The 18,240-nt window shown below is 67.5% G+C and carries 20 protein-coding genes; 7 read left to right on the top strand and 13 right to left on the bottom strand.

Features of this window, described 5'->3' with window-relative positions:
* Position 1: 1 nt before the first annotated feature.
* Entirely contained in the window at positions 2-667 is a 666-nt protein-coding gene (locus AC1DRO_RS15325) for a histidine phosphatase family protein (RefSeq protein WP_476951468.1), read from the bottom strand.
* 213 nt (positions 668-880) lie between these two features.
* On the opposite strand from AC1DRO_RS15325, the gene AC1DRO_RS15320 reads away from it, so the two are divergent.
* The 3 genes from AC1DRO_RS15320 to AC1DRO_RS15310 all read left to right on the top strand — a co-directional run bounded on the left by AC1DRO_RS15320 (position 881) and on the right by AC1DRO_RS15310 (position 3,434).
* Positions 881-1,429: a YceI family protein gene (locus AC1DRO_RS15320; RefSeq protein WP_028278101.1), complete on the top strand. Its 549-nt coding sequence runs from the start codon at positions 881-883 to the stop codon at positions 1,427-1,429.
* Between the two features lie 218 nt (positions 1,430-1,647).
* The gene (locus AC1DRO_RS15315) at positions 1,648-2,364 is read left to right on the top strand and encodes a hypothetical protein (protein ID WP_476951467.1); all 717 of its coding nucleotides are present in this window, start codon (positions 1,648-1,650) and stop codon (positions 2,362-2,364) included.
* Between the two features lie 212 nt (positions 2,365-2,576).
* Complete coding sequence (locus tag AC1DRO_RS15310) at positions 2,577-3,434, top strand: hypothetical protein (RefSeq protein WP_476951466.1); 858 nt, start codon at positions 2,577-2,579, stop codon at positions 3,432-3,434.
* Between the two features lie 65 nt (positions 3,435-3,499).
* Here AC1DRO_RS15310 and AC1DRO_RS15305 read toward each other — a convergent pair whose 3' ends face one another.
* Together AC1DRO_RS15305 and AC1DRO_RS15300 are read right to left on the bottom strand one after the other, a co-directional pair.
* Positions 3,500-4,195, bottom strand: coding sequence for a redox-sensing transcriptional repressor Rex (locus AC1DRO_RS15305; RefSeq protein ID WP_079555510.1), 696 nt, complete (start codon positions 4,193-4,195; stop codon positions 3,500-3,502).
* 74 nt (positions 4,196-4,269) lie between these two features.
* Complete coding sequence (locus AC1DRO_RS15300) at positions 4,270-4,542, bottom strand: glutaredoxin family protein (RefSeq protein ID WP_476943090.1); 273 nt, start codon at positions 4,540-4,542, stop codon at positions 4,270-4,272.
* Between the two features lie 138 nt (positions 4,543-4,680).
* On the opposite strand from AC1DRO_RS15300, the gene AC1DRO_RS15295 reads away from it, so the two are divergent.
* Positions 4,681-5,499 (top strand): HAD family hydrolase, encoded by an 819-nt coding sequence (locus tag AC1DRO_RS15295; RefSeq protein WP_026537389.1) that lies wholly within the window; start codon positions 4,681-4,683, stop codon positions 5,497-5,499.
* A gap of 208 nt (positions 5,500-5,707) precedes the next feature.
* Here AC1DRO_RS15295 and AC1DRO_RS15290 read toward each other — a convergent pair whose 3' ends face one another.
* The 3 genes from AC1DRO_RS15290 to AC1DRO_RS15280 form a co-directional block, all read right to left on the bottom strand.
* On the bottom strand, positions 5,708-5,806 hold the full coding sequence (locus tag AC1DRO_RS15290) for a 30S ribosomal protein bS22 (protein ID WP_003792170.1): 99 nt from the start codon (positions 5,804-5,806) through the stop codon (positions 5,708-5,710).
* A gap of 205 nt (positions 5,807-6,011) precedes the next feature.
* On the bottom strand, positions 6,012-6,233 hold the full coding sequence (locus AC1DRO_RS15285; RefSeq protein WP_018775046.1) for a helix-turn-helix domain-containing protein: 222 nt from the start codon (positions 6,231-6,233) through the stop codon (positions 6,012-6,014).
* Between the two features lie 199 nt (positions 6,234-6,432).
* Positions 6,433-7,548, bottom strand: a complete 1,116-nt coding sequence (locus AC1DRO_RS15280; RefSeq protein WP_476951465.1) for a 3-deoxy-7-phosphoheptulonate synthase — start codon at positions 7,546-7,548, stop codon at positions 6,433-6,435.
* A 391-nt stretch (positions 7,549-7,939) separates the two neighbouring features.
* On the opposite strand from AC1DRO_RS15280, the gene AC1DRO_RS15275 reads away from it, so the two are divergent.
* Positions 7,940-9,286, top strand: a complete 1,347-nt coding sequence (locus AC1DRO_RS15275; RefSeq protein WP_476951464.1) for an alpha-hydroxy acid oxidase — start codon at positions 7,940-7,942, stop codon at positions 9,284-9,286.
* 107 nt (positions 9,287-9,393) lie between these two features.
* Here AC1DRO_RS15275 and AC1DRO_RS15270 read toward each other — a convergent pair whose 3' ends face one another.
* Together AC1DRO_RS15270 and AC1DRO_RS15265 are read right to left on the bottom strand one after the other, a co-directional pair.
* The gene (locus AC1DRO_RS15270) at positions 9,394-9,972 is read right to left on the bottom strand and encodes an ArsR/SmtB family transcription factor (protein ID WP_476951595.1); all 579 of its coding nucleotides are present in this window, start codon (positions 9,970-9,972) and stop codon (positions 9,394-9,396) included.
* Positions 9,973-10,053: 81 nt separating this feature from the next.
* The gene (locus AC1DRO_RS15265) at positions 10,054-11,277 is read right to left on the bottom strand and encodes an acetoin utilization protein AcuC (protein ID WP_476951463.1); all 1,224 of its coding nucleotides are present in this window, start codon (positions 11,275-11,277) and stop codon (positions 10,054-10,056) included.
* Positions 11,278-11,395: 118 nt separating this feature from the next.
* On the opposite strand from AC1DRO_RS15265, the gene AC1DRO_RS15260 reads away from it, so the two are divergent.
* Complete coding sequence (locus tag AC1DRO_RS15260; RefSeq protein WP_476951462.1) at positions 11,396-12,826, top strand: TrkH family potassium uptake protein; 1,431 nt, start codon at positions 11,396-11,398, stop codon at positions 12,824-12,826.
* Positions 12,827-12,866: 40 nt separating this feature from the next.
* Complete coding sequence (locus AC1DRO_RS15255; protein WP_026266712.1) at positions 12,867-13,505, top strand: potassium channel family protein; 639 nt, start codon at positions 12,867-12,869, stop codon at positions 13,503-13,505.
* Positions 13,506-13,554: 49 nt separating this feature from the next.
* Here AC1DRO_RS15255 and proC read toward each other — a convergent pair whose 3' ends face one another.
* The 5 genes from proC to AC1DRO_RS15230 form a co-directional block, all read right to left on the bottom strand.
* Positions 13,555-14,388, bottom strand: coding sequence for a pyrroline-5-carboxylate reductase (gene proC, locus AC1DRO_RS15250; RefSeq protein WP_028277720.1), 834 nt, complete (start codon positions 14,386-14,388; stop codon positions 13,555-13,557).
* Positions 14,389-14,873: 485 nt separating this feature from the next.
* Positions 14,874-16,175: an RNA polymerase sigma factor gene (locus tag AC1DRO_RS15245; RefSeq protein WP_476951461.1), complete on the bottom strand. Its 1,302-nt coding sequence runs from the start codon at positions 16,173-16,175 to the stop codon at positions 14,874-14,876.
* A gap of 22 nt (positions 16,176-16,197) precedes the next feature.
* Positions 16,198-16,539, bottom strand: a complete 342-nt coding sequence (locus tag AC1DRO_RS15240) for a YciI family protein (RefSeq protein ID WP_028277719.1) — start codon at positions 16,537-16,539, stop codon at positions 16,198-16,200.
* 114 nt (positions 16,540-16,653) lie between these two features.
* On the bottom strand, positions 16,654-17,658 hold the full coding sequence (locus AC1DRO_RS15235; protein WP_476951460.1) for a Ppx/GppA family phosphatase: 1,005 nt from the start codon (positions 17,656-17,658) through the stop codon (positions 16,654-16,656).
* Positions 17,659-17,750: 92 nt separating this feature from the next.
* Positions 17,751-18,194: an SseB family protein gene (locus AC1DRO_RS15230; protein WP_028277718.1), complete on the bottom strand. Its 444-nt coding sequence runs from the start codon at positions 18,192-18,194 to the stop codon at positions 17,751-17,753.
* Between the last annotated feature and the right edge of the window lie 46 nt (positions 18,195-18,240).

Below are 18,240 nucleotides of genomic sequence, written 5' to 3'. Positions count from 1 at the left end.
GTCAGGCTCCCGGGGTGCTGGCGGCACCGGGCAGCAGGGCGGCAGCGGGCTCGCTGTAGTCGACGCGCACGAGGCCGCCGGCGTCGTCGAACACCAGGGACGTCAGGGACGTCAGGGTGCATTCGCGCTTGCGCGGGTCGTGCCACAACGGCCGGCCTTCGGCGCTGAGCCGCGTGGCCCAGATGGGCAGCTGGTGGCTGACAAGGATGGCTTCGGCCCCGTTGCCGCCCAGCTCGATGGCCCGGCCGCGTGCGTCCTGGACGGCCGCGATGACCCGCGCGGCCTGCTCCTTGTACGGCTCACCCCAGGAAGGCCGTAAGGGGTTGTACAACCGGGCCCAGTGCTTGGGCCGCAGCAGCTCCGCTTTCGAGACGCGGAGGCCCTCAAAGTAGTTGGCGGCCTCGATGATGCGGGATTCGGTGGCAATCTCCAGGCCCAGGGCGTCGGCGATCGGCTGCGCCGTCTCCTGCGCGCGGGTCAGTGGGGACGCGGCGAGGTGGACGATCCTGGCCCCTTGCGCGGACCGCTCCCTGAAGTGTTCCGCCAGGGTGCGGGCCATCTCCCGGCCGAGTTCGGAGAGGTGGAATTCCGGCAGCCTGCCGTACAGGACACCATCGGGATTGTGGACCTCGCCGTGGCGGAGCAAATGAACAGTGGCTTGGGGCATGTCTACCAGTTTCTCAAAGATGCCGGTCGATCTGAAATCTTCTACGGGAGGTAGAACTGATGAGTTTGGAAAAATGTTCCCCGGACTTGGAATAAAAGATGCAAATGCATGTTTATACTGGGTGAAGCAGTTAGTTGAGATTTCAACCAATGATGCTTCAACTAGCGATCAGACGAACCACCGCAGTACCAACCCGACTCAAGGAGAACCACCATGGCACTTCCCGCAAACGTCACCACCGGCACCTGGACCCTCGACCCGTCGCACAGCGAGATCGGCTTCACCGTCCGCCACGCCGGCATCAGCAAGGTCCGCGGTCAGTTCACCGACGCCGCCGCCACCCTGGATCTCGCCGAGAACGTCACCGATTCCAAGGTCAACGCCTCGATCAAGACCGCAAGCTTCGACTCCGGTGACGCCAACCGCGACGGCCACGTCCGCGGCGAAGACTTCTTCGACGTCGAGACGTTCCCGGAGATCTCCTTTGTCTCCAACACCATCGTCCCCAAGGGCGACGCCTACGAACTCCAGGGCGACCTCACCATCAAGGGCATCACCCGCCCCGTGGCCCTCGAGACCGAATTCAACGGCGTGGCCGTCGATCCCTTCGGCAACACCCGCGCCGGCCTCAGCGCCGAAACCACGATCAGCCGCAAGGACTTCGGGCTGACCTGGAACGCCGTCCTCGAAGCCGGCGGCGTGCTGGTCAGTGACAAGGTTGCCATCAACCTGGAACTGGCCTTCATCGCTCCCGCAGCATAGCCAGCATCAAGCACGGTCGCGGCCCGGTCACTCCCGTCCGCGCCTGACGGCCGACGCCGGTCAGCCGGCTCCAGCGCCCCGCTTCATCTTCGCGATGAAGCGGGGCGCTGTTGTTTTTCGCCGCTGCTGTCGGCCCCTCTCCGGCGCCGCCGTCGGGCACCGCGACGCGGCTCCAGATTCCCTAGATAACAGGGAAACGGCGGTCTACAGTGAGAGCCATGAGCAACCCGAGTGATGTACCTCCGCAGCAGCCGGGCGCCCAGTCGCCGGTGTCGGGCAGCGTCCCGCCCGCCGGCCCACCGCAGCTTCCCGCCAACCCGCCGCCCCTTCCCGGATACCAGGCACCGCCGCCGGGGTACCAGGCACCGCCGCCCGGGTACCAGGCACCGCCGCCCGGGTACCAGGCACCGCCGCCGGGGTACCAGGGCCGGCCGGCGTCGGCCGGCGGATTCCGCTTCGAGATGCCTACCGACCGCCCCAGGAACTTCGGCGATGCACTGCCTGCCGGCGGGCTCTCCGGCATGTTCAAGGTTGCTGCAATGCCCACCGAGCTGAAGGTCTCCTACTGGATCTGGCTGATCGGCGGGCTCCTGGGCCTCCTCGGTGGAGTCATCGGGCTGTTCGGGTCCTTCGTCCTGGTCGCCTTCGCGCCGGCAATCGGGCTCCTGGTGCTGCTGCTCGTGATCGTGGCGCTCGCACTGGCAACCGCTCAGATCATCCTGGCCATGAAGATGAAGGAAGGCCGGGAATGGGCCCGCTTCGCCCTCACCATCCTTGCCGGCATCTCCTTGGTGCTGGCACTCATCAGTTCCGGCATCGCCGACGGCCGGGCGGGCGGGGGCCTGCCGGGCTTCCTCATCAGCCTCGTGGCGACCGTTCTCATGTGGCTGCCGAACGCACAGGCCTGGTTTGCCGCCAACCGGGGCCGAATCTAGGCCTGCCGCCGCACAGGGCACCCGCGGAATCGTGGCAGCGCCAGGTCTCCCCCGCCGCCACGCGCCGGCCATCGAATGAGGCTTGAGAATACCTCTCCGGAATGATCCACACGGCGGCCGGCCCGCGGTACGGTTGAGCTAAACCATGCTGGGGGCAGGGCAGGATCTCTGATCCCGGTGGCCGATTCGATCGACACGCAAAGGACCGCTTCATGAGCAATCCCCCAGTCCAGCCCCCGCCTCCCAACGGCTCCGAGCCGGGCGGCGAATCCACGCCGGCCCCGCAGGCACCGCAGTACGGCCAGAACGCCCCGCAGACTCCGCAGTACGGCGAGCAGGCACCCCCGGCCTACGGCCAGAACGCCCCTCAGACGCCGCAGTACGGCCAGCAGGCACCCCCGGCCTACGGCCAGAACGCCCCGCAGACGCCGCAGTACGGCCAGCAGGCACCTCCCGCCTACGGCCAGAACGCCCCCCAGGCACCGCAGTACGGCCAGCAGGCACCTCCCGCCTACGGCCAGAACGCCCCGCAGGCACCGCAGTACAGCCAGTCCCCGTACGGCCAGTCCCCCTACGCCCAGTACCCGTCCGACCAGCCGCAGGCTCATGGCGCGGTTCCCCAGTTGGTCAATACGTCGTTCTGGCTGATCATCGCAGCCGGAGTCTTGTGGGTCATCTCCATGCTGGTGTCCCTGGGAACCCTGGACACCCCTGCCGTCAGGGACATGTTCGAGCAGCAGATGGCAGCGAGCGGCACGAGCGTCGACTTCGAATCCATCAAGGGTGTCCTGATCGGCACCATCGTGGTGTTTGCCGCTATCAGCGCCGCGCTGTACGCCCTCGTGGCATTCAATGTCCGCAAGGGCAGGAACTGGGCCCGCATCCTGGGCACCGTGTTCGCCGCATTGTCGGTCTTCAACATCATCCCGCTCAGCCTCGCCACCCTGGCGGCACTCGTGGGCATTGCGGCTATCGTGCTGCTTTACCTGCCCGCGGCAGCGCCGTATTTCCAGAAGCGGCAGCCCTTTGCCAACCCCTATGGACAGCCCGGAGCCCCCTTCGGGAAGTAGCGTCGCCAAGAACCACCCAGTGGGATACCACTCAGCGGGCGCGGGAACCGGAGGGCTGGCCGATCTTAGTCGGCGTCTTCCGGGTCCTGCGCCCTTTGTGCGTGATAGGCCAGAATCTGCAGTTCCGTTGCCATGTCCACCTTGCGCAGGTTGACTCCCGGCGGGACCTGCAGCATCACCGGCGCGAAGCTGAGGATGCTCCGCACGCCGGCGGCTATCACCCGGTCGCAGACGTCCTGGGCCACCGCCGCGGGCAAAGCGAGGACCACCATGTTGGCACCGGTCCGTTGCAGTACCGGCTCAAGGTCGGCGGCGTCGCTGACCCGCAGCCAACCGACTTCACTGCCCACCACCATCTGGTCGGCGTCGAAGATTGCCACAATGTCAAAGCCTCGAGACTCGAATCCGCCGTACCGGGCCAGGGCTTTGCCGAGGTTGCCCGCACCGACGATCGCGACTTTCCAGTCGTGCGTCAGCCCGAGGGCGGCGGCGATGTTGCGGTTGAGGTACTGGACCTCATAACCGACACCCCGGGTTCCGTAGGAGCCGACATAGGAGAGGTCCTTGCGCAGCGTCGAGGAGCTGACTCCGGAGGCCTCGGCCAGCGACTCGGACGAGACCCGGTCCACCCCGTCAGCCAGCAGCGTGGTCAGGGCGCGCAGATAGATGGTCAGCCGGGCCACGGCTGCGGGCGGAATCTGTTTGGCCGCAGTCCCGGCTCCCCCGGGGACAGGCCCGGGAGATGAATCCAGCGAAGTCACTATCTGCTCCATTGCGTCGCGTTGTGCTTCCCACTCTAGAGCCCCCGCGCATCACGCAACAAAGCACCCCGCCGTCAGGAGGGCTGGTCGAGGACCCGTTGCAGGGTCCGGGTCAGGCGGGCCTCGTCGATCTTCCAGAAATCCCGCTGGACGCCGTTGACCAGCACCACAGGGATCTCCTCGGCGAAACGTTCCCGCAGCCCGGCGTCGTCGTCCACCGATTTTTCCGACCAATCTATTCCGAGCGCAGCGGTGACCCGGCCGACGGCGGCACGCGCCTCTGTGCACAGGTGACAGTCAGCCTTGGTGATCAGAACTACATCGGGTAAGTGTGCGGGTTTGGCCATGCATCCACCGTAGCCCGGCGGCCACTTCGGCGTCGACGCGCGGCTCAGTCCGCCCGGGTCCGGGCCCGTCCTGCCGTCGCGTCGCGCGTCGCGCGTCCGGCGGCCGGCCCGGGGCCTGTCATTGACTAGACTCGTGGCATGCCCGAGGAGAAATACGTCATTGTGGCCAATGAGCCTGCTGCATCGACGCAGCACGGCGAGGCCGCATTTTTCGACGTCGACAACACCCTCATGAAGGGCGCAAGCCTTTTCCATGTCGCCCGCAAGCTTCACCAGCGTGGCGCCTTCACCCTGCCGCAGGCTGCCGGGTTCGCCTGGAAGCAGTTCATGTTCGTGCTGCGCGGCGAAAACATGGATGACGTCCATGCAGTCCGCGATTCCGCCCTGACGCTGGCCGCCGGCATCACGGCCAAGGACATCGAGGCGTTGGGCGAAGAGGTCTACGACGAGATGATTGAGTCGCGGATCTGGCCGGGGGCAAAGGCCCTGGCCGAACAGCATCTCCGGGTCGGGCGCAAGGTATGGCTCGTCACGGCGACGCCGATCGAGGTGGCCACTGTCATTGCCGCCCGGCTGGGCCTGACCGGGGCGCTGGGCACAGTTGGCGAGATCATGGACGGCTCGTACACGGGACGGCTTGTGGGCGAGATCCTCCATGGACCGGCCAAAGCGGTCGCGGTCCAGCACATTGCCGAGGAGCAGGGCCTGGACCTGAGCCGTTGCTGGGCGTACAGCGATTCCCACAACGACATCCCGTTGCTGAGCATGGTGGGGCACCCCGTTGCCATCAATCCCGACTCCAAGCTGCGCCGTTACGCCCGCGAGCACAACTGGCCGGTCTACGACTTCCGTGCCGGCCGGCGCGCCGCCACTCTGGGCTTCAAGGCCGCGACGGTCGGAGGGGCCATCTACGGCCTGTGGCGGGGGTTCTCCCGCTTCCGCGGCCCCAGCCGCTAGGCCGCGCAACGATTCCGCGGCGGCTTCGGACAGGCGCGGCGCGGATCCGGGCCGCCGTCCTCAGATTCCGTAGCCCGGGTCCGAATCCGGCGCGAAATCCACCCGCCGCCTCCCCGGCGTCGTCCCGGCGCGAACTCAACCGCCGAAGGGCAAGAAAAATGCCCGTCGCCTGGAAGGCAACGGGCATTTCATGCATTTCGAAGTATTGCTACTTCTTATTGCGACGCTGGTGGCGCGTCTTGCGAAGCAGCTTGCGGTGCTTCTTCTTGGCCATACGCTTGCGACGCTTCTTAATAACTGAACCCACGAAAGTTCCTTACCGGCTAGATGCAGTACCTGCCTGTTGGGAAGGGTCCGCGGGCTAAGCAGCAGACTGAAGCAACTGACAGGTTCTTACAATGACGTAAAACGTTCCTTAACAGGGTACCGCCTCTGCGAGGCACCCCACGACCGCGGGTCCCGTGCGGGACCCAAAGCAGTCGATTCACGCTGTGAATGTTGCCGCTGACTGGTCAGCCAGTTCCGGCGTGGCCGTCATTCCGGTCGACGACGGCACCCTTGAGGTACTGCTCGACGGCGTTTTCCGGCACGCGGTAGGAGCGGCCGAACCGCACGGCCGGCATCTCCCCCGAATGCACAAGACGGTACACAGTCATTTTCGATACCCGCATAAGTTCCGCGACTTCGGCCACGGTCAAAAAACGGGCCTTGGAGAAGTTGGCCTCCGTAGACATTTCCCTATTCCTTTGCTCAAGCGAACGGCAGCCCCACCTGTTGACATGGCGGTGTGCCGATGCTGAGCCATCAAACAACCATGTGTTAGCAACACTAGTTGCTCATGGTGCCAAAGTGAAAGACTTCCTCAGGAATCCCCACACGATTTCCGCAGGAATCTCGAAAATCCCGCGGCACGCTCCTCCTCCTGCTCCTCCCTCAGGCACGGGTCCGCCGCGTGCGGGCCGAGGCGGCCAGCTGGCCCAGTACCGACGCCGTCACGTCCCAGTCCATGCAGGCATCCGTGACGCTCTGGCCGTAGACCAGCCCGTCCCGTCCGGAGCCGGTAACGGCGTTGACATCAAGGTTCTGGGCCCCGCCCACCAGGAAGCTCTCGAGCATGACGCCGGCGATGGCCCCGGCGGCGGCTCCGGCACTTTCCAGCTGCGCACCGATTTCGAGGGCGACCTCGGCCTGGCGGTGGTGGTTCTTGCCGCTGTTGGCGTGGCTGGCGTCGACGATCAGACGGGGGTTGAGCTGCTTCGCGGCGAGTTTCGCTGAGGCCGCTTCAACATCGGCGGCTGAGTAGTTGGGGCCCTTGCGTCCGCCGCGGAGGATGACGTGGGTGTCCGGGTTGCCGGCGGTAGCCACAAGCGCCGCCCGGCCGTCGTCGTCGATCCCGAGGAACGCCTGGGCGGCAGCGGCGGCGCTGCACGCGTCCAGCGCCACCTGGAGATCGCCGTCGGTCCCGTTCTTGAAGCCGATCGGCATCGACAGCCCGGAGGCCAGCTGGCGGTGGATCTGGCTCTCCGTGGTGCGGGCGCCGATCGCGCCCCAGGCGACCAGGTCCGCGACGTACTGGGGGCTGATGGGCTCAAGGAACTCGGTGGCGGTGGGCAGGTCGAGGGCGGTGACCTGGCGCAGGAAGGACCGGGCCGCGCGCAGGCCCGCGGCGATGTCGTGGCTGCCGTCCAGCCGGGGGTCGTTGATCAGGCCCTTCCAGCCCACCGTGGTGCGCGGCTTTTCGAAGTAGGTGCGCATGACGATCAGCAGGTCTTCGCGGTGCTTCTCTGCCTGGCTGACCAGCCGGCGGGCGTATTCCAGGCCCGCCTTGGGGTCGTGGATGGAGCAGGGGCCCACGATGACGAGCAGCCTGTCGTCCACACCGTCCATGATGGCCCGGACCTCGTCCCGGCCCCGTCCGACCACCTCGGCCAGGCGGGCCTCCAGGGGCAGTTCCGCCATGAGGTCCTGCGGGGTGGGCAGCGGGGTGAACTCGCTGACGCGCAGGTTCGAGGTGGAGTGTTGGGGGCCGGTGGCTGCTTCGATGCTCATATTCGGGTCCTGTTCCGGGTGCGGAGCGGGCCCTGGTCAGAACCCGCCGAAGAAATGGCGAAGGGCAGAGAATAATCTCTGCCCTGTTGGCTCTGAAGGAAAGTTGGATGCGTGTCAGTTAGACGCGGGCCCCTCCAGAGCCAACGAAAAATACGCATACCAACGGTTAGTCATAGCGTTGACGATAGCCCGGAGCCGCGGCCGGAGCAAACGCCGGCGTAACAATTCGCGGGCGGCCAGTTCCGGGCGGCCAGGAGTACGTGGTCGCCGGGCAGGCACGTCGCGGCAGTGTTCGCCGGCGCTGCCGCGACATGACATTTCGACGCACACCGGCACCACCTAGAGTGTGAGGAAACCCAGCACAGCATCCGATCCGCAAATGGAGGCAGCCATGACGCACACCGTCCCGCCCGGCAACCCCGAGGCTCCGACCACTCCCGCGGCCACGGCCCCTGGCCCTGCTGTCTCCGCGTCCGGGCAGCACACAGCCGCGGCCGCCCGCGGGCTCCCTGCCGCGCTGAAGCGCCGCGTGCCCAAGTACGCCGACCTTGCTCCCCTGATGCAGTTCAAGAAGCCGGAATTCAGCCGGGCCGCCAGGCTGCGCCGTGCCAGCACCATCTGGGACCTGCGGGACATGGCCAAGCGCCGCACGCCCCAGGCGCCCTTCGATTACACGGACGGCGCCGCCGAGGCCGAAATCTCCCTCCGCCGCGCCCGCCAGGCGTTCCTGGACATTGAATTCCGGCCCGGGGTCCTGCGGGACGTCTCCAGCATCGACCTCAGCACTGACATCCTGGGCGGGCCGTCCCGCCTCCCGGTGGGGATCGCGCCCACCGGCTTCACCCGGATGATGCAGTCCGAGGGCGAATACGCCGGTTCCCAGGCCGCCGCAGCCGCCGGCATTCCGTACACCCTCTCCACCATGGGCACGGCGTCGCTCGAGGACGTGGCCGCCGCCGCACCCACGGGCCGCAACTGGTTCCAGCTGTACCTGTGGACGGACCGGGAGCGTTCACTGGACCTGATCCAGCGTGCCGCCGCGGCGGGCAATGACACGCTCATGGTCACGGTGGACACCGCCGTCGCCGGCGCCAGGCTCCGCGACGTCCGCAACGGCATGACCATCCCGCCCGCCCTGACACTCAAGACCGTACTGGATGCGTCCTACCGGCCCGCGTGGTGGTTCAACTTCCTCACCCACGAGCCGCTGACTTTCGCGTCGCTGTCCCGCTACACGGGCACGGTCGCGGACCTCATCAACTCCATGTTCGATCCCACCCTGACCTTTGCCGACCTCGACTGGCTGCGCGAGACGTGGAAGGGCAAGCTCGTGGTCAAGGGCATCCAGACGGTCGAGGACGCCCGCAAGGTGGTGGACCATGGCGCGGACGGGATTGTGCTCTCCAACCACGGCGGCCGCCAGCTGGACCGGGCACCGATTCCGTTCCACCTGCTCCCGGAGGTCTCCGCGGCGCTGAAGGCGGACCGCAGCGACGCGGCGATCATCCTGGACACCGGCATCATGAGCGGCGCGGACATCATCGCCGCCCTCGCCCTCGGCGCCGACTTCACGCTGATCGGCCGTGCCTACCTGTACGGGCTCATGGCCGGCGGGCGGGCCGGCGTGGACCGTGCCCTCCAAATCCTGGAGAAGGACATGGAACGCACCATGGCACTGCTGGGCGTCAGCCGGGTCGCGGAGCTCACCCCCGGGCACGTGCGGATCCTCCGCACCTAGCACCTATGACAGGCCCCCGGCGCCCGAACGATCGGCCGGGTGCGCACTTTGGCCGGAGCGGACGGCCGCAGCGCATACCCAGGGCGGCATACGCGGGGCAGGAAAGCCTACTTCTTGCGGCCGAACTTGGGCAGGTTGGCGAGGAGATCGGCGGCCCTGGTGGCGGCCCGGCCCACGGTCCGCCCGATCTGCTGGGGCATCTTGTCCTCCCCCGCCGTTCCCACCGGAATGACGACGGCGGGGCTCAGCGGGCTGCCGGCAGGGCGGCCCGCGAGTGCTGCGGCGGGTTGCGCGGCGACCGGTTGCGGGACGGCAGGTTGCGGGACGGCTGGTTGCGGAACAGCGGCGGCGGCCAGGCCTTCCGGGACGGCGGCGGGGCCGGCTTCGGGGTGGAGGGCGGCGGCCGCGTCCGCCGTCGCGGCGGGGCCGACGTCGAACGCCTGCAGCCAGGTGGCGATCCCGGCGAGCGGCTTGGGGTTGAGCGTGTAATACCGCTTCTGGCCCTGGGCGCGCATGCTCACCAGGTCCGCTTCGCGGAGGACTTTGAGATGCTTGGAAATGGTGGGCTGGCTTGCTTCAAGCTCCTGGACCAGTTCCCCCACCGCTTTGTCCCCCTTGCGGAGGGCTATCAGAATGTCACGCCTGGTTGCCTCAGCAATGACGGCAAATACGTCGTCTGTCACCATGCCCTCCACACTAGCGACATATACGCCAGATGGCATCCACGAATTGTTCCGTTGGTGCAAGCCCCCAAGCCCGGCCCGGATTCAGTCGAACCAGGGGTCCAGTCCGTGCAGGGGAAACACTTCCTTGCGGGTGGCCATGATGGTGCGGTCCACGTCGTCGTTGGGGTCGAAACCCACTTCCCAGGACCGCCACCAGAGGTCCACGTCGTCGCCCATCGCCTCGGGGGGCTCCACGCCGAACCTGGCGCCGTACTTGTCTCTGACGTAGTTGCGCCAGTCCTCCGGAACCGGGGTGCGCAACGGCACCGGGCGGCCGGCGGCGATGGCTATGAGGTGGCTCCAGGACCGCGGGACCACGCTGACCACGTTGTAGCCGCCGCCTCCGGTGGAAATCCACCGGTTCTCGCAGTAGCGCGCGGCGAGGTTGCCGATCGCCGTGGCGGCCTCGCGCTGGCCGTCCACGCTGATGTTCAGGTGGGTGAGCGGGTCAAGCCGGTGCGAGTCGCAGCCGTGCTGGCTGACGATCACTTCCGGTTCGAACGCGCCAATGAGCTGGGGCACGACGGCGTGGAAGGCCCGCAGCCACCCGGCGTCGACGGTGCCGGCCGGGAGGGCGACGTTCACGGCGCTGCCCTGCGCGTTCGGTCCGCCGATCTCGTTGGCAAACCCGGTGCCCGGGAAGAGGGTCAGTCCGGATTCGTGCAGCGAAATGGTCAGGACGCGCGGATCGTCCCAGAAGATGCTTTGCGTGCCGTCGCCGTGGTGCGCATCGACGTCGACGTAGGCCACCCGCCGGACGCCGCCGTCGAGCAGCCGCTGGACCGCGAGGGCCGCGTCGTTGTAGATGCAAAAACCGCTCGCGCGGTCCCGGGAGGCGTGGTGCATCCCGCCGCCGAAGTTCACGGCCCGCACGGCGCTGCCGTCCAGGACAGCAGCGGCCGCCAGCAGGGAGCCGCCGGCCAGCCGGGCGCTGGCTTCGTGCATGCCGGCAAAGGCGGGGTCGTCCTCGGTTCCGAGACCCCTGGCGTGGTCGGAGGTGTCCGGGTTTGCGCTCACGCGCCGCACGGCGGCCACAAACTCCGGGCTGTGGACCGCGCACAGCTCCGCGTCGGTGGCGACGTCCGGAGCCGCTACCGTGACGTGGTCCAGATCCAGCAGTCCAAGGCTGCCGGCCAGCTTCGCTGTGAGCTCCATGCGCTCCGGCGCCATCGGGTGGGAGTGGCCAAAGTTGTAGGCAGTCATGGCTGGGGCCCACACCACCGTCGTTGGCAGCGCGGTCTGAGCGAGTCCGGGCAGGAATGTCATCAATCACAGGCTACCCGAGCGGTCCCCGGCTTCTCGCGCCCGCACGGGCGTTCCCCCGGCCATTACCCGGTGTTTAGTGGTTTACTACTTGGGGAAGAAGTTTCAACCGAGGAAGAACATGACGCAAAGCCAGTCGAGGTCCACGAGCCCGGCCAGCTGGCAGCCAGGCATGCCGGAGCGGGAAGGCCTGTGGATCTTCACACGCCTCCGCGACTTCATTGACAGCATCGCGAACAGCTCGCCCGCCCGCCTGGCGCTCTCGGCGTTCGGCGTCGTGATCTTGGTCTTCACCGCTTTGCTCTCGCTGCCCTTAGCTTCCGCGACGGGACAGGTCACACCGCTGCATCAGGCGTTCTTCACCGCGTCGTCAGCTGTCTGCGTCACGGGCCTGACCGTGGTCTCCACGGCTGTGCACTGGTCCTTCTTCGGCCAGCTCGTGATCCTGGTCGGCGTTTTCGTGGGCGGCCTGGGCACCTTGACCCTCGCGTCGCTGCTGGCGCTCATGGTGAGCAAGAGACTTGGTGTCCGCGGCAAGCTGATCGCCCAAGAGGCCATGAACGCCGGCCGGCTCGGCGAAGTCGGCACGCTGCTCCGGATCGTGATCGTGACCTCCGTCGTGATCGAGGCGGCCCTGGCCGTGACCCTGATCCCCCGCTTCCTGCTCCTTGGGGAGAGTTTCCCCCAGGCCCTCTGGCACGGTGTCTTCTACGCAATCTCATCGTTCAACAACGCCGGTTTCACGCCGCATTCGGACGGAATCGTCCCCTACGAAACCGATCTCTGGATCCTCGTCCCGCTCATGCTCGGCGTGTTCCTGGGCAGCCTGGGCTTCCCCGTGGTCATGGTGCTGCACCAGAACGGGCTGCGGTGGAAGAAATGGAACCTCCACACCAAGCTGACCATCCAGGTGTCCTTCATACTCCTGGCCGCCGGCACGGTCCTGTGGGGCTTCCTGGAGTGGGACAACCTGCGCACCATCGGGGACATGGACCTCGGCGACAAGATCACGCATGCGCTGTTTGCCTCAGTCATGTTGCGCTCCGGCGGCTTCAACCTCGTGGACCAGAACCACATGGAGTCCACCACCATGTTGCTCTCCGATGCCCTCATGTTCGCCGGCGGAGGTTCCGCATCCACGGCGGGCGGCATCAAGGTCACCACCATCGCGGTGATGTTCCTGGCGATCACCGCCGAGGCCCGCGGCGACGCGGACGTGAAAATCTACGGCCGCACCATCCCCGAGGGCACCATGCGCGTGGCCATCTCGGTGATCGTCGCCGGCGCCACCCTCGTCTCGGTCTCGGCCCTCCTGCTCCTGCATATCAGCCATGCCTCCCTGGACCGGGTCCTGTTTGAAACCATTTCCGCCTTCGCCACGGTGGGCCTCAGCACCAACCTCAGTGCAGAGTTGCCGCCGGAGGGGGTTTACGTCCTCGCGTTGCTCATGTTTGCCGGGCGCGTCGGGACGGTCACCCTTGCCGCCGGCCTGGCCCTGCGCCAGCGCAGCCAGCTGTACCACTACCCGGAAGAGAGACCGATCATTGGCTAGTTCCTCAGGCGCCGTCAACCGCCCCGCCCACAATGCCCCCGTGCTGGTGATCGGGCTGGGCCGTTTTGGTGCATCCACCGCAGAACAGCTGGTCAAGCAGGGCCGGGAGGTTCTGGCCATTGAACGCGACCGCACCCTGGTCCAGAAGTGGGCGAGCGTCCTGACGCACGTGGTGGAAGCCGACGCCACCAACATCGATGCCCTCCGCCAGCTCGGCGCCCAGGAATTCAGTTCCGCCGTCGTGGGCGTGGGCACCTCGATCGAATCCTCGGTGCTGATCACGGTGAACCTCGTGGACCTCGGAATCGAACACCTCTGGGTCAAGGCCATCACGCCCTCGCACGGCAAGATCCTCACCCGCATCGGCGCCAACCACGTCATCTACCCGGAGGCCGACGCCGGCGTCCGCGCCGCGCACCTGGTCTCCGGGCGCATGCTGGACTTCATCGAGTTTGACGACGACTTCGCGATCGTCAAGATGTACCCGCCGCGCGAAACCGTGGGCTTCACCCTCGATGAGTCCAAGGTCCGGTCCAAGTACGGCGTCACGATCGTGGGAGTGAAGTCCCCGGGCGAGGACTTCACCTACGCTCGGCCGGAAACCAAGGTTTCCTCGCGGGACATGCTCATCGTTTCAGGCCACGTGGACCTGCTCGAACGGTTTGCTGCCCGCCCCTAGGCCACAACCGGAGCCTGCGGCTCCGGGGCCTGCCCGGAGCCGGGCCGGCTCAGGCGAGCTGGCGCGTGATTTCTGCGGCGCGCTCAGCCGCCGCGCGGGCGCCGTCGGCAATGATGGCCGGCAGTCCGCGCTCGTCAAAGGTGGCGATGGCCCGTTCCGTGGTGCCGTTCGGGCTCGTGACCGCCTTGCGCAATGCGGCAGGATCCGCGCCGGGCTCGGCCAGCATGAAGCCCGCCCCGGCGACGGTCTCGCGGGCCAGCAACAGCGACAGCTCCGGGTCCAGGCCCAGTCGTGCCCCGGCCTCGGCCATGGCCTCCGCCAGGTAGAAGGCGTAGGCCGGGCCCGAGCCGCTGATCGCGGAGAGGGCGTCCACCTGCTCTTCCGGGATCTCCACGACCGTGCCGGCGGCGGCGAGGATGTCCTTGGCGCGCTGGAGCTGCCCGGCGGAGCAGCTGGTCCCCGGCGAGACGGAGACGACGCCGCGGCCCAGCTTCGCCGGCGTGTTCGGCATCGTGCGGATGACGGGCTGGCCGGCCGGCAGCGCCGCTTCCAGCTGCTCCAGTGACACGGCGGCCGCAACGCTGATGACAATCGTGCCCGGTGAAAGGGATCCGCTGATTTCCCGGGCCAGGTCCGCGATCCCCACGGGTTTGACGCCCAGGATCACGACGGCGGAGCCGGTGGCGGCCTGTTTATTGTTGTCCGGCTCTTCTTCGCCCGCGATGGCCGTGATCCCGTGGTGGCGCTGGGCCAGCTCGGCCGCGCGCCCGGCCCGGCGGACGGTCGCGACAATGTCGCCCGGGTCGACGCCGCCGTCGATCAGCCCCGCCATAATTGCCTCGTTCATCGACCCACAGCCCAGGAATGCGATTCGGTTGCTCATCTCCCCATCATTGCAGTCTGACGTGATTCCCAGCCAGCTCCCACCTTCAGCGCAGTCAGCGCACAACTTTGGAACCTAACGTTGTAACTACCTCATTGAGGGTGCGAGTGATGCAGCAGGCATGCGGATGCCTGCGCGGCACCGGTGGTTGCAGCGGGTTTTCCCATTTTCCCGCAGCGTACCGCCGGTGCCTTTGCCGTTTAAAGCCCCCGATTAAAGCCCCCGCGGCGGAGCCGGCCACCACCCGGGGACGCCGTCGGATTGCCAGCGAACACACAGGGAAAACTCGCTGCACACCCATGATCGGCCATTACCTTGGAAAGTGCCTCAACAGGTGCGAGTGATGATAGCCGGTTCCCCCGGAGCCGGCGGTGCGCCGGGCGATTTGCAGCAGAGTTCCCCCAAGTCCTGCTCCAGATCGCCCGGCCCTACTCTTTTAACCGGCGTGAACGGGCCCGCCACGGGGCGCGGCCCTGCCCAGGTTTCTAACCGTCTGCGGCCCCGCCGAACACCGGGCTGCGGAGCTTGCCTTCCAGGAACCGGCGTTCCGCGGCGCTGCCGGCAAGCGCCAAGGCCCGCTTGTAGCCTTCGGCGGCCTCCGGATAGCGGCGCAGGCGCACCAGGAAGTCGGCACGGACGGCGTGGAAGAGGTAGTAGGTGTCCAGTCCCAGGCCCTCGACCGCCGCCAGCCCGGCAACGGGCCCATGGAGCTCTGCCAGGGCCACGGCGCGGTTCAGCGCCACGACAGGACCCGGCGCGACGGCCAGGAGCTGGTCATACAACTGCAGGATCTGCGCCCAGTCGGTGTCCCCGGCGGTCGCGGCGTCGCTGTGGACGGCGTTGATCGCCGCCTGGAGCTGATACGGTCCGGGCCGGTTCCGGCGCAGGCACCGGCGCACCAGCTCACGGCCTTCGGCGGCCAGGGCGCTGTCCCAGTGCCCCCGGTCCTGGGCCGCGAGCAGCACCAGTCCCCCGTCGGGCGTGAATCGCGCGGCGCGGCGGGACTCGATGAGCAGCATCAGCGCCAGCAGCCCCGCCGCTTCCGGCTCGTCCGGCATCAGCGACGCCAACAGCCTGCCGAGCCGGATAGCTTCCGTGCAGAGCTCCTTACGTTCCAGGCCGCCGGCGGGGCCCGCCGTGTAGCCCTCGTTGAAGATGAGGTAGACCACCGCCAGCACCGATTGCAGCCGTTCGGGCAGGTCGGCGCCCTGCGGGACCCGGAATGGGACTTTGGCATCCCGGATTTTCGCTTTGGCCCGGACCAGCCGCTGCGCCATGGTCGCTTCCGGGACCAGGAAGGCCCTGGCGATTTCCGCCGTCGTCAATCCACCCAGAAGCCGCAGCGTCAGCGCCACCTGGGCGGACCCGGCCAGGGCAGGATGGCAGCACGTGAAAATCAGCCGCAAAGTATCGTCGTCCACGTCCTCGACCCCTGACTGCTCCGCCAGGAACTGCTCTTCGGCGGCCGGCGCGGGTCCGGCCCCGGACCGCGCCGCCGCGAGCAGGGCCGCCTGTGCGTGCTTGTCCTCGCGTGAGGCTTCCCGCCGCAGCCGGTCAATCGCCCGGTGCCGTGCCGTCGTGATGATCCAGCCAGCCGGGCTGGGCGGGACGCCGGCCGAGGGCCAGCGCTGGACCGCCGCGGCAAAGGCATCCTGGACGGCGTCCTCGGCAATATCGATGTTCCCGAACGTCCGCGTCAGAACGGCTACGGCGCGGCCGTACTCGCGCCGGAACACCCGGGCGATGTCCGCCTCGGTCGCTGCCTCATGTCCACGGCGGTCACCCACACCAGCACCCCCGACCCGGCGGCTAGTGCTGGAACGGACGGACTTCAACGGGAAGTGTGGTGGCGCCGGCCAGCTTCCTTGCCCAGCCAAGGGCCGCGTCCAGATCCTCGGCCTCGATCACGGTGAATCCGCCGAGGTGCTCCTTGCCTTCGGTGAACGGCCCGTCGGTCACCAGGATCTCGCCCCCGTTGGGCCGCAGGACTGTCGCGGACTCCGCCGGGTGGAGACCCGCGGCGAACACCCAGGCCCCCGCCGCCTGCATTTCATGGTTCAGGGCCGCCAGGTCACGCATGATGGGTTCGAGGAACTCAGGGTCCGGGGCGGGGCCGTCCGGCTGGTAAATGCTGAGCAGGTACTGCGTCATTTCGGGTGCCTCCTTGTCGAATCAGCCGGCTCCGTGCCGGCCTCTCAGCAATTACACGATCGAGGACGCTCCGGATCGACACCGTCGCGACATCCGCCACTGGCCCAAGCCGTCTCAGAGAGCCTTTTCCGGCGATAGGAGCCGCGCCGGCGGTTGCTCCGCCACATGCGGCGCGGGATCGATCGGCCCCTCAAACACCAGCTGGTCCAGGCGGCGGAGGATGAGTCCCTCACGCAGGGCCCACGGGCAGGTCACCATGCTGTCGAACTTGAACATTTCCAGTGCCGCTTCCGCGACGAGGGCGCCGGCGAGGACCTGCGGCGCGCGGGCCTCGGAGACGCCGGGCAGGTGGAGCCTGTCCCCTATCTCCATGGCCGAGATCCGCTGCGCCCAGAGCCCGAGGTCGAGGGCCAGCAGCTCCCGCTTGACGTAGGGCCCGGCGCCGCTGGGGGCGGCCCCGGCAATCCTGGCGAGGGACCGGAAAGTTTTGGACGTGCCCGCGACGAGGTTGGGCGGGCCCAGCTTCTCGAATTTGCGCACCGCGGGTTTGAGCGTGGAGCGGATGTAGCGGCGCAGCTCCTTGATGCTCTTGGCCGAGGGCGGGTCCTCGGGCAGCCAGTCGCGCGTCAGCCGGCTGGCACCGAGCGGAACGGACATCGCCAGCTCGGGCAGCTCGTCCTGTCCGAGGGCCATCTCGAAGGAGCCGCCGCCGATGTCCAGGTTCAGGATGGGCCCGGCACCCCAGCCGTACCAGCGCCGGACGGCGAAGAAGGTCATGGACGCCTCTTCGCTGCCCGTAAGCTCCCGGAGGGTGACGGTGGTTTCATGTTTGACGCGGGCCAGGACGTCAGCGCCGTTGGTGGCCTCGCGGATGGCCGAGGTGCAGAACGCGAGAAGGTCGTCGGCTTTGTGTTTGGCCGCGAATTCCCACGCCTCGAGGACGAACTCGACCAGTTCATGCTGCCCGTCGTCGTCGATGTTTCCGTCGTCGTCGAGGTACTGCACGAGCGAGAGCCGCCGCTTATGCGAGGCGTAGGGCACCGGGCGGGCGCCGGGATGGGCGTCGACCAGCAGGAGATGGACAGTGTTGGACCCGATGTCGAGGACGCCTAGACGCATGCTGCCATTATTCCCCCCACGGAGCGGACGGCCTAGCTGCGACAGCGGTATTCGCGAAGAATACCGCCGTCGCAGTCTGGCCGGTTACGGGCCTAAGCCGGGTCGGCAGTGCCGTCCGCGGGCTCGTCCGTTGGCTTGAAGTCGCGGCGGATGTTGGCCACGCCCTCCGGGTCGATTTCAAAGCCGTAGGCGGCACCGGGGTTGATCACCATGCCGAGCTCTGCGCCGAGGTTGCCGATGATCGCGGCGCCCTGCGTGCCCAGCACGTTCGGGGCGGCGGCGAGATACTGCTCGGTGACGCGGCTCGGGTGCGAGAAAACGGCCAGGACGGGCTTGCCGGAGGAATTGGCGAGGACCAGCGGCTCCACCTGCGAGTCGGGGCCCTCAAGGGCGTCGGAGCTGACCACATAGACCTCGTTGTTGAGGAAGGCCAGGATCACGTCCACCGGGTTGGCGTCCGGCTGCTCCCCCCGGGCGAGCTGCTCCTCGAGTTCGTTCAGCGGCTGGTTGTCCAGGTGTGCGGGCTGTTCAGTCATATTCCTACTCGATCACGTCCACGGCCGGTCCGCAAACGCGAAATCG

This window comes from Arthrobacter sp. P4_F11, assembly GCF_056401395.1.
This window is presented reverse-complemented; position numbering and strand designations above follow the sequence as displayed.